We start from the raw sequence: 12,640 nt of genomic DNA, 5'->3' as shown, positions 1-12,640 counted from the left end.
GATCAGGAACGGATCACGCGGCGGCGGCGTGATCCGGCTCCGGCAGGTGGCGCAGCTTCGGTATCGCGGTCGGCAGCACCCAGAGCAGCCCGGCGAGCGCCCCGACGGTGGCGATCCAGAGCGTCGGGCGTACCCCGAGGACCGCGCCCAGGTTGCCACCCAGCGCGGCGCCGATCGGCCGGATCCCGTAGTTGACGGTCCGCTTCGCGCCGGTGACCCGGGCCAGCAGCATCTCCGGGATGACCGCCGTCTGTAGCGAGCCGACGGTGATGTCCAGCATCATCACGCCGAGCCCGCAGAGGAACTCCGCGACGAAGAGCGCGGCCAGTACCGCCGGGGTCGGCCCGCCGGCCAGCGGCACCAGCACCAGCGGAGCCGGAAAGAGCACGAAGCTGACCAGCACGGTCCGGCCGATGCCGAGCCGGCGGACGAGTCGACCGGTGACCGCCGCGCCGAGCAGCGCGCCGACCGAGCCGGCTCCGATCACCAGCCCGAGCATGCCGGGGGAGAGCCCCAGTTCGGTGCTGGCGTAGAGCACGAACAGCGCGGTGAACATGTAGTTGAAGAGGTTCAGCGTGGTGGTGCCGAGCAGCAGCGAGCGGAGGATCGGGGAGCGGACGACGAACCGGAGTCCCTGCCTGATGCCGAGCACGACGCCGCCGTCCGAGGACGGCTCCGTCGGTCGGGTCGGTCCGATCCGGGCCAGGAAGAGCGCGGAGACCAGGTACGTCACCGCGTCGACGAGCAGTGCGACAGGTGCGGTGAGGGTCTGCACCAGGATTCCGCCCGCGCTCGGCCCGGCGACGTACGACATCGCCCGGCTGCCGTTGGTCAGCGCGTTCGCGTCGACGTAGTTCTTCCGGGGCACCAGCGAGACGAAGAGGGTGCTGTGCGCGACCTCGAAGAGCACCGCCAGGGTGCCGGTCAGGAAGGCGACCACGTAGAGCTGGCCGAGGGAGAGCACCCCGAACAGGTACGCCACCGGCACGGCGGCGAGCAGCACCGCCCGGCCGAGGTCGGCGAGGATCATCACCCGGCGCTTCTCCGGGTAGCGGTCGATCCAGGCGCCGAGGAGCAGCGAGAAGAGCAGGTTCGGGATCAGTGCGGCGGCGGTGAGGTAGCCCATCTCGGCCGGGCCGGCCCCGGTGCCGAGCACCGCCAGCAGGGGCAGGGCGAGCACGGAGATCTGGTCGCCGAAGAGTGACACGGTCTGGGCTGACCAGTACCGCCGGAACGGTGCCTGGCGCAGCAGCTCCGGCACCCAGCGCCGGCGGCGTTCGACCGCGGGCGGGGTCAGCGTGCCGGTCATCGCCCCGGCTCCCCGGTCGAGCCGGAAGCTCGCTCTGCGGCAGCCGGTGGCGTCGGCGGCTCGGTGGGTACGACCAGTTGGATGAGCCCGATCGCCCGGGAGCCCTCGGGCCGGGTCGACGGGTCGGTCATCCGTTCGTCGTACTCGGCGAGCAGGGCTTCGATCCGGCGGGTCAGTTCGGCCAGTTCCGCCGCGGTGACGTGCACGAGCGCGTCGCCGAAGCCGAGCACCGCCCGCCAGTCCGCCGGCTCGTACGGCCGCTGTGCCAGGTGGGCCCGGGCCCGGGCGACGTAGTGGTCCAGGACCATCGCGTTGAGGTGGTTGGCCGCCGCCCGGGCCTCCGGATCGTCGGAGAGGTCGTCCCAGGAGGTGCTGAGCGCGGTCGCCTGCCAGGGCCGTTCCCGGGCGTCGGCGCCCTCGGACCGCTCCGCGAGGCCGTACTTGGCGAGCTGGCGCAGGTGGTAGGAGCAGTTCGGCACGCTCTCGTCGAGCCGCTCGGCGGCCTGGGTCGCGGTCAGTGGCCCCTCCCGGCGGAGCAGCCCGAGCAGGGCCATCCGGAGCGGGTGCGCGTACCCCCGGAGGGCCCGGGGGTCGGTGAGTCGGATCTCGGACCTGGGTGGCGGCGGCATACCCTAAAGATAACTCTAGAAAGATTCCTTTAGCAATCGCGAACGGCAATCCGGCTGGGCCGCCGGCCCGGGAGATTCCGACGGCCGGGTAGATTACGTCTCCAACCTCGTCGGGTGGTCGACCCTCGCCGAACCCGCATCCGGGCGGCGTACCGTCGATCCGGCAGGCGGGTACGGCTGGGGGTGGAGCGTGAGCGAGACTCGGCTGGCGACCGACGAGTCGCCGACGGGCGCGAAAGACCAGAGCAGGGAGTACGAGACGGAACAGGCACCGGACGGGGGGCAGCCGGCGCGGACCCGGTCCGAGGCGGAACCGGCGGAGCCGACCCGCTCGGACACCACCCTGGTGGTGGTCACCGGGGTCTCCGGCGGTGGCCGCAGCACCGTTGCCCGGGCACTGGAGAACGTCGGCTTCTACGTGGTGGACAACCTGCCGCAGGCGCTCATGCTCGACATGGCCGAACTGGCGTTCCAGGCCGGTGGGGCGGCCCGGAAGACCGCGATGGTGCTCGACGTGCGCAGCCGGGCATTCTCCACCGACCTGGCCGGGGCGATCCGGGCACTCAAGGAACGCGGCTTCCAGCCCCGGGTGGTCTTCGTGGACGCCGACGACGAGGTGCTGATCCGGCGCTTCGAGAGCGTCCGGCGCTCGCACCCGCTGCAGGGCGACGGCCGGCTCGCCGACGGCATCGCGGTCGAGCGCGGCCTGCTGGAGGAGGCCCGCGACCAGGCCGACGTGATCATCGACACCTCCCACCTGAACGTGAACCAGCTCCGCAGCCGGGTCGAGGAGCTGTTCGGCGGCGAGGACGCCCGCCGGCTCCGGGTGACCGTGCTCTCCTTCGGCTTCAAGTACGGCCTCCCGCCGGACGCCGACTTCGTGCTGGACGCCCGCTTCCTGCCCAACCCGTACTGGGTGCCGGAGCTGCGTGAGCACACCGGCCGGGAGGAGGACGTCAGCCGGTACGTGCTCGGTCAGCACGGCGCGGTGACCTTCGTCGAGACGTACGCCCGGTTGATCAACGCGACCGCGCCCGGCTTCGAGCGGGAGGGGAAGCGTTACCTGACCGTGGCGGTCGGCTGCACCGGCGGCAAGCACCGCAGCGTGGCGATCGCCGAGGAACTCGCGGCCCGGCTGCGCCAGGCCCGGCTCTCGGCCACGCCGCACCATCGTGACCTGGGGCGCGAGTGAACCTTTCTCCACCTGAACCGCGCGGCGCGCGCCCCCCGATGTCCACCCGCGGTCACGACGGACCGCAAGCGGGGGAGGAAAGAGGTTCAGTGAAGCTGCGGGTGGTCGCGTTCGGCGGCGGGCACGGCCTGTCGGCGTCGCTGCGGGCGCTGCGCCGCTGCGCGCCGGAGCTGGACCTCGACATCACCGCCGTGGTGACGGTCGGCGACGACGGCGGCTCCAGCGGGCGGCTGCGCCTCGAACGCGGCGCGCTGCCCCCCGGCGACCTGCGGCAGGCGCTCGCCGCGCTGGCCGCGGACGAGCCCGGGACCCGGCGCAGCGCCGCGCTGTTCCAGCACCGGTTTGCCGGCGGCGGCCCGCGTCCCGACCCGCTGGCCGGGCATGCGGTCGGCAACCTGGTGCTCTGCGGGCTGATGGAGCTGCTCGGCGACCCGGTGGCCGCGCTCGACCACGCCGCCGCGATGCTCGGCGCGGTCGGCCGGGTGCTGCCGATGGCCTGCCAGCCGGTCGGCATCGAGGCCCGGGTGCGCGGCGCCGACCCGCGCCGGCCGAGTGCCGTGCAGACGATACGCGGACAGCACGCGGTGGCGGTCACCGACGGCCGGGTCGAGTCGGTCCGGCTCACCCCGGAGGGGCCGAGCGCCTGCCCGCAGGCGGTGGCGGCGGTCCGCGAGGCCGACTGGCTGATCTTCGGCCCGGGAAGCTGGTACACCAGCGTCATCCCGCACCTGCTGGTGCCGGAGCTGGCCGCGGCGATGGTGGCGAGCCGGGCCCGCCGGCTGGTCACGCTGAACCTCGCCAACGAGGCGGAGACGCTCGGCCTCTCCCTCGCCGACCACCTGGCCGCGCTCGGCTGGTACCTGCCCGGGCTCACCGTCGACGTGGTGCTGGCGGACGGAAAGGCGGTGGGTGACCCCGAACCGGTGCATCGTGCGGCAGAATCGCTGGGTGCGCGGCTCGTGCTCGCCCCGGTGGCCGTACCGGACGGCGGGCCCCAGCACGATCCGGCAGCGCTGGGCGCCGCGCTGGTGCCTCTCCTGGGCGCCGATCGTTAAGCACCTACGAATCAACAACCAAGCACCTACGAATCACCGGCACCCGCCGGGACCGGCCCACGAGGTGACGACAAGATGGCGATGACGGCTGCGGTCAAGGACGAGCTGAGTCGGGTCGACGTGCCCAAGCCCTGCTGCCGGCGGGCGGAGATGGCCGCCCTGCTGCGCTTCGCGGGCGGACTGCACATCGTCTCCGGACGGGTGGTGGTCGAGGCGGAACTCGACACCGGCGCGGTGGCCCGTCGGCTGCGCCGGGAGATCGCCGAGGTCTACGGATATCCGAGCGAGATCCACGTACTCGCCTCCGGCGGGCTGCGCAAGGGCAGCCACTACATCGTCCGGGTGGTCAAGGACGGCGAGGCGCTGGCCCGGCAGACCGGGCTGCTCGACGTACGCGGCCGGCCGGTACGCGGGCTGCCCCCGCACGTGGTGGCGGCGAACGTCTGCTGCGCGGTCTCGGCCTGGCGGGGTGCCTTCATGGCGCACGGTTCGCTGACCGAGCCGGGCCGCTCCTGCGCGCTGGAGATCACCTGCCCCGGCCCGGAGACGGCGCTCGCGCTGGTCGGCGCGGCCCGCCGGATCGGCATCACCGCCAAGTACCGCGAGGTGCGCGGGGTGGACCGGGTGGTGGTCAAGGACGGCGACGCGATCGCCGCGCTGCTGACCCGGATCGGCGCACACTCCAGCGTGCTCTCCTGGGAGGAGCGCCGGGTACGCCGCGAGGTGCGGGCCACCGCCAACCGGCTGGCCAACTTCGACGACGCCAACCTGCGCCGCTCGGCCCGGGCCGCCGTCGCCGCCGCCGCCCGGGTCACCCGGGCCCTGGAGATCCTCGCCGAGGACGCCCCGAACCACCTCACCTCGGCCGGCCGGCTGCGGCTGGAGCACCGGCAGGCATCCCTAGAGGAACTGGGTGCCCTGGCCGACCCGCCGCTGACCAAGGACGCGATCGCCGGGCGGATCCGCCGGCTGCTGGCGTTGGCCGACAAGCGGGCCCGTGACCTGGGCATCCCCGACACCGAAGCGGCGGTCACCCCGGACATGCTGGCGGTCTGACGCTCCCGGCGCGCTCCTCGCACCCCCGCCGGTGAAGTCGATTGGCCGGATTGTGCCCCGACGCAACGCGGAGCGGCGCGCTCGGATAAGGTCGCAGCGTACGGCGATGGGGCCGGTACCGGCCTTCTCCGCCGTGCTGACCGCCCAGAGGTCGCGGTGAGACGGCCGGGGTGACATCCAGCGGCCGGCTCCAGCGGTCGGCGCGCCCACCTTCGCCGCGCGCTCCAACCGGCGGTGAACCGAAACACAAGGAGATGGACCCAGTGACCATCCGGGTTGGCATCAACGGATTCGGCCGGATCGGCCGCAACTTCTTCCGCGCGGTGCTCGCGTCGGGCGCCGACGTCGAGGTGGTCGGCGCCAACGACCTGACCGACAACGCCACGCTGGCGCACCTGGTCAAGTACGACAGCATCCTCGGCCGGCTGCCGCAGGAGGTCAAGGCGAGCGCCGACGAGATCAGCGTCGGCGGGCACACCATGAAGGTCTTCGCCGAGAAGGACCCGAGCAAGCTGCCCTGGGGCGACCTCGGTGCCGACGTCGTGATCGAGTCGACCGGCTTCTTCACCGACGCCACCAAGGCGAAGGCGCACATCGACGGTGGGGCCAAGAAGGTCATCATCTCGGCGCCGGCCAAGAACGAGGACGTCACGGTCGTCATGGGGGTCAACCACCAGATGTACGACCCGGCGAAGCACAACATCATCTCCAACGCCTCGTGCACCACCAACTGCCTGGCGCCGATGGCGAAGGTGCTGCAGGACACGGTGGGCATCGAGAAGGGGCTGATGACCACCATCCACGCGTACACCCAGGACCAGAACCTCCAGGACGGCCCGCACAAGGACCTCCGCCGGGCCCGCGCCGCCGCGCTGAACATCGTGCCGACCTCGACCGGTGCCGCCAAGGCGATCGGCCTGGTGCTGCCCGACCTCAAGGGCAAGCTGGACGGCTTCGCGCTGCGGGTGCCGATCCCGACCGGCTCGGCCACCGACCTGACCATCGACGCCGGCCGGGACACCTCGGTCGAGGAGATCAACGCCGCGATGAAGGCCGCCGCCGAGGGGCCGCTGAAGGGCCTCCTCACCTACACCGAGGACGAGATCGTCTCCGCCGACATCGTCACCGACCCGGCCTCGTGCATCTTCGACTCCGGCCTGACCAAGGTGATCGGCAACCAGGTCAAGGTCGTCGGCTGGTACGACAACGAGTGGGGCTACTCGAACCGCCTGGTCGACCTCGTGAAGCTGGTCGGTGCGGGGCTGTGACCATTCGCAACCTCGACGATCTGCTCGCCGAGGGGGTCTCGGGCCGGCGAGTACTGGTGCGCGCCGACCTGAACGTGCCCCTCGACAAGGAGACCGGCGCCATCGCCGACGACGGCCGGATCCGGGCCGTACTGCCGACGCTGACCGCGCTGCGGGACGCCGGGGCCGCCCTCGTCGTCTGCTCGCACCTGGGCCGTCCCAAGGGCGCGCCCGACCCGAAATACAGCCTCGCCCCGGTCGCGGCCCGGCTCGGTGAGCTGCTCGGCACCGAGGTCGCGTTCGCCACCGACACGGTCGGCGAGTCCGCCCGCAAGGCGGTCGAGGAGCTCGGTGCCGGCCAGGTCGCGCTGCTGGAGAACCTGCGGTTCAACCCGGGTGAGACCAGCAAGGATGAGGCGGAGCGGGGCGCCTTCGCCGACCAGCTCGCCGCGTTCGCCGAGGCTTTCGTCGACGACGCGTTCGGCGCCGTGCACCGCAAGCACGCCAGCGTCTACGACGTACCGGCCCGGCTGCCGCACTTCGCCGGCCAGCTCGTGCTCCGCGAGGTCGAGGTGCTGGCCCGGCTGCGGCACGAGCCGGACCGCCCCTACGTGGTGGTACTCGGCGGCTCCAAGGTCTCCGACAAGCTCGCCGTGATCGAGGCGCTGCTGCCGACCGTCGACCGGTTGCTGATCGGCGGCGGCATGTGCTTCACCTTCCTGCGTGCCCAGGGGCACGAGGTGGGCAAGTCGCTGCTCGAGGAGGAGATGCTCGACACCTGCCGGGACCTGCTGGAGCGGGGCGCCGACCGGATCGTGCTCCCGGTCGACGTGGTGGCGGCGACCGAGTTCAGCGCCGACGCCGCGTACGACACCGTGCCGGTGAACGCGATCCCGGCCGACCGGCTCGGCCTCGACATCGGCCCCCGCACGGTCGCCGAGTTCGCCGACATGGCCGGTACGGCCCGGATGGTGTTCTGGAACGGCCCGATGGGCGTCTTCGAGCTGGCCCCGTTCGCCGCCGGTACCCGGGGGGTGGCCGAGGCGATCACCTCCGTGAAGGGCTTCACCGTGGTCGGTGGCGGTGACTCCGCCGCGGCCGTCCGCGCGCTGGGCCTGGACGAGTCGTCGTTCGGGCACATCTCGACCGGCGGGGGAGCCTCGCTGGAATACCTGGAGGGCAAGGCCCTCCCCGGCATCGTCGCTCTGGAGCATTAGTGGCCACCCCTGCGCCCACCCGCCGCCCCTTGATGGCCGGCAACTGGAAGATGAACCTCAACCACCGGGAAGCCAACCTGCTGATCCAGAAGCTCGCCGCGAGCCTCAACGAGAAGCAGTTGACCGACGTGGAGACGGTGGTGCTGCCGCCGTACACCGACCTGCGGACGGTGCAGACCCTGGTCGACGGCGACAAGCTGCTGATCGGGTACGGCGCGCAGGACCTCTCGCCGCACAAGGGCGGGGCGTACACCGGGGAGATCTCCGGTGCGCTGCTGACCGCGCTGGGCTGCACCTATGTGGTCGTCGGGCACTCCGAGCGGCGGACGTACCACCACGAGGACGACGCTCTGGTCAACGCCAAGGTGAAGGCGGCGCTGGCCAACGAGTTGACCCCGATCGTCTGCGTCGGCGAGGGCCTGGACATCCGCGAGCAGGACGGGCAGGTGGCGTACGTGCGCGGCCAGCTCGACGGGTCGCTGGCCGGGCTGACCGCCGAGCAGGTGGCCAAGCTCGTCGTCGCGTACGAGCCGGTCTGGGCGATCGGTACTGGCAAGACCGCGACTCCGGAGAACGCCCAGGAGGTCTGCGGCGCGATCCGGCAGCGGATCGCCGAGGTGCACGGTCCGGAGACCGCCAGCCAGGTCCGGGTGCTCTACGGCGGGTCGGTGAAGGCGGCCAACATCGCCGCGATCATGGCGCAGCCCGACGTGGACGGCGCGCTGGTCGGCGGGGCGAGCCTGGACGCCGAGGAGTTCGTGCAGATCTGCCGGTTCCCGGAGCACATCGCCCGCTGACGGTCGCTATCCTTGACGAGCCCCGCGTAGCTGAGAGGACTGACCCCTACCATGCCGATCTGGTTCGCATACACGTTGATCGTGTTGCTGGTGATCACGAGCGTGCTGCTCACCTTGCTGATCCTGCTGCACCGGGGCAAGGGCGGCGGGATGTCGAGCATGTTCGGCGGAGGGGTCAGCTCCAGCCTGGCCGGCTCCTCGGTGGCCGAGAAGAACCTCGACCGATACACCGTTCTGGTGGGTCTTGTCTGGTTCGCCTGCATCGTCGGGCTGGGGCTCTGGCTGCGTCTCGCCGAGACGACCTGACAACCAGGGCGTACAAACTGCGCGCGGTCCGCTAACGTGGGCCGCGCGCAGTTTGTCATACCCCCAGGGGCCCCCTCTGACGAACGGAGCGAGCAGTCGTGCCCAGTGGCAGTGCCATCCGTGGCAGCCGAGTCGGTGCCGGCCCAGCCAGGCCGACCGAGCGATGCGAACCGGCCCCCCGCCGTCCGGTCACCTACTGGTGCGGCAGCGGGCACATGCAGGAGATCCTGCTGGCGGCCGAGGCCGAGATTCCGGAGACCTGGGACTGCCCGCACTGCGGGCAGCCAGCCGGGCAGGACGTGCACAATCCGCCCGGACGGCCGCGGACGGAGCCGTACAAGTCGCATCTGGCGTACGTGAAGGAGCGGCGTAGCGAGGCGGACGCCGAGGCGATTCTCGCCGAGGCGCTGGCCGCACTGCGGGCCCGGCGAGGTGAAGCCTGACCGAGCCCCGGGCCGGTGACACCGGGCGACCGTGGCTGGCGGCAACCCCGTCGATTCAGCGGAGGCTGCGGAACGTGGGCTTCACCTCGGCTGCGGCCGCCCGGTCCAGCAGCCACCGCGTCCGCTGCACCCCGGCGACTCCGGCCGCCGGCACCTGCACCGGCCCGGCACCGCTCAGCGCCATGCCGACCGCCCGGGCCTTGCCGCTGCCGCTGGCGATCAGCCAGACGTCCTCGGCGGTGTTGATGGCACCCCGGGTCAGGGTGATCCGCACCGGGGGAGGCTTGGGGCTGCCCCGCACCGCGCTCACCGGCCGGTTCTCGTAGGCGACCGGATGCTCGGGGAAGAGCGAGGCGACGTGGCCGTCCTCGCCCACCCCGAGCATCAGCACGTCGAAGTAGGGCAGGGTGGCCGTACCCGGGCCAGCGGCCGCGGTGAGTTCGGCCGCGTACCGGGCCGCCGCCGCCTCCGGGTCGGCACCGTCCGGCCCGTCCGAGGCGGGCATCGGGTGCACCCGGAGCTGCGGCAGCGCGTCGAGCAGCGCCTCCCGGGCCTGGGTCTCGTTCCGCTCCGGGTGCCCGGCCGGCAGGAACCGTTCGTCACCCCACCAGACGTCGACCCGGGACCAGTCGACCGCGTCCCGGGCCGGCAGCTCGCGTACCGCCCGGTGGACCGCTGCCGCGATCCGGCCGCCGGTCAGCACCACGCTCGCCTCGCCCCGTTCTGCCTGGGCGTCGATGATCCTGACCAGCAGCCGGGCCGCGACCGCCTGCGCGAGTAGCTCGGGGTCGGCGTGCACCACCACCGTGGTTTCGGTCACGCCACGCCCTGGGGCTGCTTCGACGGGTCCTTCCAGATGTGCACCCGCTGGGCCGGCCGGCGGTCCAGCCCGGCCACCCCGGCGGCGGCGCCCAGCGCCTCGGCGTAGATCTGGTCCGGGTCGAGCCGGCGCAGCTCCTCGGCGAGTTCGTCGCCGAGCGGGCGGCGCACCAGCGGCAGTTGCCGGTCGGCCTGCCCGGTACGCCGGAACGTCGCCTGGTTGTTGTCCCGGGTCAGCACCAGCTCGTCGCCGTTGGCGCAGCGCAGCTCCACCGAGCGCATCCGGGGGAACTCGCTGGTGTGCTCCCAGTGCGGGTGCAGCCCCAGCCGGGACTTCAACCAGCCGATCATCAGTGCCGCGGTCGGGTCGGTGTGCGGGGCGACCACGGTGGCCGAGGTGACCGGGTTGCCCTCGGTGGCGTCGAACGCCCCGGCGACCAGGGTGCGCCACGGGGTGATCCGGGTCCACGCCAGGTCGGTGTCGCCGGGCGCGTAGTCCCGGGCTCGCTGCCGCAGCGCCTCCACCGGATCGGTGGTCTGCGCGCAGTCGGTGATCCGGCGGTCCGCCACCACCCCGAGGAAGTCGTTGGCGATCTCGGCCGGCGGTTCGCCGTGCCACCAGGTCACCACCGGCACGTCCGGCACCAGCAGCGGCATCACCACCGACTCGGCGTGCAGGGCGAGCCGGCCGTACATCCGGGTCACCACCGCCTCGCCGGGACCGAGCCGGCCGCCGACCACGATCTCGGCGTCGAGCCGGTTGCGGTCGCGTTCGATGTCGGAGCGGACCACCACCACCATCCGGCACGGGTGGGCGGCCGAGGCGATGGTGACCGCCGCCTCGGCCTCCCGGACCCGCGGCTCGTCGACGACGACGATCAGGGTCAGCGCCATGCCGCTGGCAACTCCGCCGGCGCTGCGCCGCTCGGCGGCCAGGGCCTTAACCACCTCGTTACCGGTGGTGTCCCACAAGCCGATCAACGATGCCTCCTGGTTGTTGTCGCGATCCTCGGCAGGTCACGCCCGCCGCCACGCCCGGTCCTCCCGGGCGAGCAGCTCGTCCGCCGCCCGGGGACCCCACTCACCGGCCCGGTACGGCTCCGGCTTGACGCCCTCCCAGGCCTCCTCCAGCGGGTCGATCACCTGCCAGCTCTGCTCGACCTCGGCGGCGTCCGGGAAGAGGGTCCGGTCACCGATCAGCACGTCCAGCACCAGCCGCTCGTACGCCTCGGGGCTGGACTCGGTGAACGCCTCGCCGTACTGGAAGTCCATCGCGATGTCCCGGACCTCCATGGTGGTGCCGGGGACCTTGGAGCCGAACTTCAGCACCACGCCCTCGTCCGGCTGGACCCGGATCACGAGCTGGTTGTTGCCGAGCATCTCCATGTCGGCCGGGTTGAACGGCAGGTGCGGCGCCTTCTTGAACATGATGGCGACCTCGGTCACCCGGCGCGGCAGCCGCTTGCCGGCCCGGATGTAGAACGGCACCCCGGCCCAGCGCCGGTTCTGGATGCCGAGCCGGACCGCCACGTACGTCTCGGTGGTCGAGTCGGGGGGCACGCCCTCCTCGTCGAGGTAGCCGACCGCCCGCTTACCGGCCACCCAGCCGGGCAGGTATTGCCCACGCACGGTGCCGGCGTGCACGTCAACCGGCAGGGTGATCGCGCGCAGCACCTTCAGCTTCTCGGCCCGGATCTCGCTGGCGTCGAAGCTTGTCGGCTCCTCCATCGCCACCAGGGCGAGCAGTTGCAGGAGGTGGTTCTGCAGCACGTCCCGGGCGGTACCGGTCGCGTCGTAGAAGCCGGCCCGGGTGCCGATCCCGACGTCCTCGGCCATGGTGATCTGCACCGAGTCGACGTACTTGGAGTTCCACAGCGGCTCGAAGAGACTGTTGGCGAAGCGCAGGGCGAGGATGTTCTGGACGGTTTCCTTGCCCAGGTAGTGGTCGATCCGGAACACGTCGTCCCGGGTGAAGACGTCGTCGACCAGGTCGTTGAGCGCCTTTGCCGAGGGCAGGTCGTGCCCGAACGGCTTCTCCACCACCACCCGCCGCCAACCGCCGCACTTGTCGTTGTCGGCCATGCCGGTCCGGGCGAGCTGCTTGAGCACGGTCGGGAACGCCGCCGGCGGGATGGAGAAGTAGAAGGCGGCGTTGCCGCCGATCCCGTGGCTGTCCCGCAGCTCGTCCAGAGTGGCTTCGAGCTGGTCGAACGCGGCGTCGTCGTCGAACGCGCCGCCGACGAACTTGATGTTGCCGGCCAGCCGGCCCCAGACCTCGTCCCGCCACGGTGTCCGGGCGTGTGCCTGGGCGGCGTGCCGGGCCATCGACTCGAAGTCGCCGTCGCCCCAGTCGCGCCGGGCGAACCCGAGCACCACGAAGCCCGGTGGCAGCAGCCCCCGGTTGGCCAGGTCGTAGACCGCCGGAAGCAGTTTCTTGCGGGCCAGGTCCCCGGTGACGCCGAAGATCACCAGTGCGCACGGCTCCGGGATCCGCGGCAACCGCCGGTCCTGCGGGTCGCGCAGCGGATTCACGGTTCCCCCTCCTCGCTCAGTCCGTCAGTGTCAGCATG

13 protein-coding genes are annotated in these 12,640 nt (G+C 72.0%); 8 read left to right on the top strand and 5 right to left on the bottom strand.

Features of this window, described 5'->3' with window-relative positions:
• Window positions 1-13 precede the first annotated feature (13 nt).
• Complete coding sequence (locus AAH979_RS16665; protein WP_346259003.1) at window positions 14-1,309, bottom strand: MFS transporter; 1,296 nt, start codon at window positions 1,307-1,309, stop codon at window positions 14-16.
• Complete coding sequence (locus AAH979_RS16660; RefSeq protein WP_346259002.1) at window positions 1,306-1,938, bottom strand: helix-turn-helix domain-containing protein; 633 nt, start codon at window positions 1,936-1,938, stop codon at window positions 1,306-1,308. The genes AAH979_RS16665 and AAH979_RS16660 overlap by 4 nt, the downstream gene beginning before the upstream one ends.
• 343 nt (window positions 1,939-2,281) lie before the next feature.
• Here AAH979_RS16660 and rapZ point away from each other — a divergent pair, with 343 nt between their 5' ends.
• The 8 genes from rapZ (at window position 2,282) to AAH979_RS16620 (ending at window position 9,251) form a co-directional block, all read left to right on the top strand.
• Entirely contained in the window at window positions 2,282-3,130 is an 849-nt protein-coding gene (gene rapZ, locus AAH979_RS16655; RefSeq protein ID WP_346259022.1) for an RNase adapter RapZ, read from the top strand.
• An 89-nt stretch (window positions 3,131-3,219) separates the two neighbouring features.
• Window positions 3,220-4,185 (top strand): uridine diphosphate-N-acetylglucosamine-binding protein YvcK, encoded by a 966-nt coding sequence (gene yvcK / locus AAH979_RS16650; protein WP_346259001.1) that lies wholly within the window; start codon window positions 3,220-3,222, stop codon window positions 4,183-4,185.
• Between the two features lie 75 nt (window positions 4,186-4,260).
• Entirely contained in the window at window positions 4,261-5,241 is a 981-nt protein-coding gene (gene whiA / locus AAH979_RS16645) for a DNA-binding protein WhiA (protein WP_107263068.1), read from the top strand.
• A gap of 263 nt (window positions 5,242-5,504) precedes the next feature.
• On the top strand, window positions 5,505-6,509 hold the full coding sequence (gap, locus tag AAH979_RS16640; protein ID WP_346259000.1) for a type I glyceraldehyde-3-phosphate dehydrogenase: 1,005 nt from the start codon (window positions 5,505-5,507) through the stop codon (window positions 6,507-6,509).
• Window positions 6,506-7,705, top strand: coding sequence for a phosphoglycerate kinase (locus AAH979_RS16635; protein WP_346258999.1), 1,200 nt, complete (start codon window positions 6,506-6,508; stop codon window positions 7,703-7,705). Before gap ends, AAH979_RS16635 begins: the two co-directional genes overlap by 4 nt.
• 32 nt (window positions 7,706-7,737) lie before the next feature.
• Window positions 7,738-8,502, top strand: coding sequence for a triose-phosphate isomerase (tpiA, locus tag AAH979_RS16630; protein ID WP_346259021.1), 765 nt, complete (start codon window positions 7,738-7,740; stop codon window positions 8,500-8,502).
• A gap of 51 nt (window positions 8,503-8,553) precedes the next feature.
• Window positions 8,554-8,808 carry a preprotein translocase subunit SecG gene (secG, locus tag AAH979_RS16625; RefSeq protein WP_101367013.1) on the top strand — a complete coding sequence of 85 codons (255 nt, stop codon included), beginning with the start codon at window positions 8,554-8,556 and terminating at the stop codon, window positions 8,806-8,808.
• 98 nt (window positions 8,809-8,906) lie between these two features.
• On the top strand, window positions 8,907-9,251 hold the full coding sequence (locus AAH979_RS16620; RefSeq protein WP_346258998.1) for an RNA polymerase-binding protein RbpA: 345 nt from the start codon (window positions 8,907-8,909) through the stop codon (window positions 9,249-9,251).
• Between the two features lie 55 nt (window positions 9,252-9,306).
• Here the strand turns inward: AAH979_RS16620 and pgl are convergent, their stop codons facing one another.
• Genes pgl through zwf form a run of 3 tightly spaced genes read right to left on the bottom strand, consistent with a single transcriptional unit; the run spans window position 9,307 to window position 12,602 of the window.
• Window positions 9,307-10,071, bottom strand: coding sequence for a 6-phosphogluconolactonase (pgl, locus tag AAH979_RS16615; protein WP_346258997.1), 765 nt, complete (start codon window positions 10,069-10,071; stop codon window positions 9,307-9,309).
• Entirely contained in the window at window positions 10,068-11,051 is a 984-nt protein-coding gene (locus tag AAH979_RS16610) for a glucose-6-phosphate dehydrogenase assembly protein OpcA (RefSeq protein WP_346258996.1), read from the bottom strand. The genes pgl and AAH979_RS16610 overlap by 4 nt, the downstream gene beginning before the upstream one ends.
• A 36-nt stretch (window positions 11,052-11,087) precedes the next feature.
• Window positions 11,088-12,602, bottom strand: a complete 1,515-nt coding sequence (zwf, locus tag AAH979_RS16605; RefSeq protein WP_346258994.1) for a glucose-6-phosphate dehydrogenase — start codon at window positions 12,600-12,602, stop codon at window positions 11,088-11,090.
• Between the last annotated feature and the right edge of the window lie 38 nt (window positions 12,603-12,640).

The organism is Plantactinospora sp. ZYX-F-223 (genome assembly GCF_039649625.1).
Lineage (GTDB): Bacteria > Actinomycetota > Actinomycetes > Mycobacteriales > Micromonosporaceae > Plantactinospora.
This window is presented reverse-complemented; position numbering and strand designations above follow the sequence as displayed.

Coding starts and splice junctions, on each gene's coding strand:
- AAH979_RS16665 (WP_346259003.1), bottom strand. CDS start 1,309: ATGACCGGCACGCTGACCCCGCCCGCGGTCGAACGCCGCCGGCGCTGG.
- AAH979_RS16660 (WP_346259002.1), bottom strand. CDS start 1,938: ATGCCGCCGCCACCCAGGTCCGAGATCCGACTCACCGACCCCCGGGCC.
- whiA (WP_107263068.1), top strand. CDS start 4,261: ATGGCGATGACGGCTGCGGTCAAGGACGAGCTGAGTCGGGTCGACGTG.
- tpiA (WP_346259021.1), top strand. CDS start 7,738: ATGGCCGGCAACTGGAAGATGAACCTCAACCACCGGGAAGCCAACCTG.
- secG (WP_101367013.1), top strand. CDS start 8,554: ATGCCGATCTGGTTCGCATACACGTTGATCGTGTTGCTGGTGATCACG.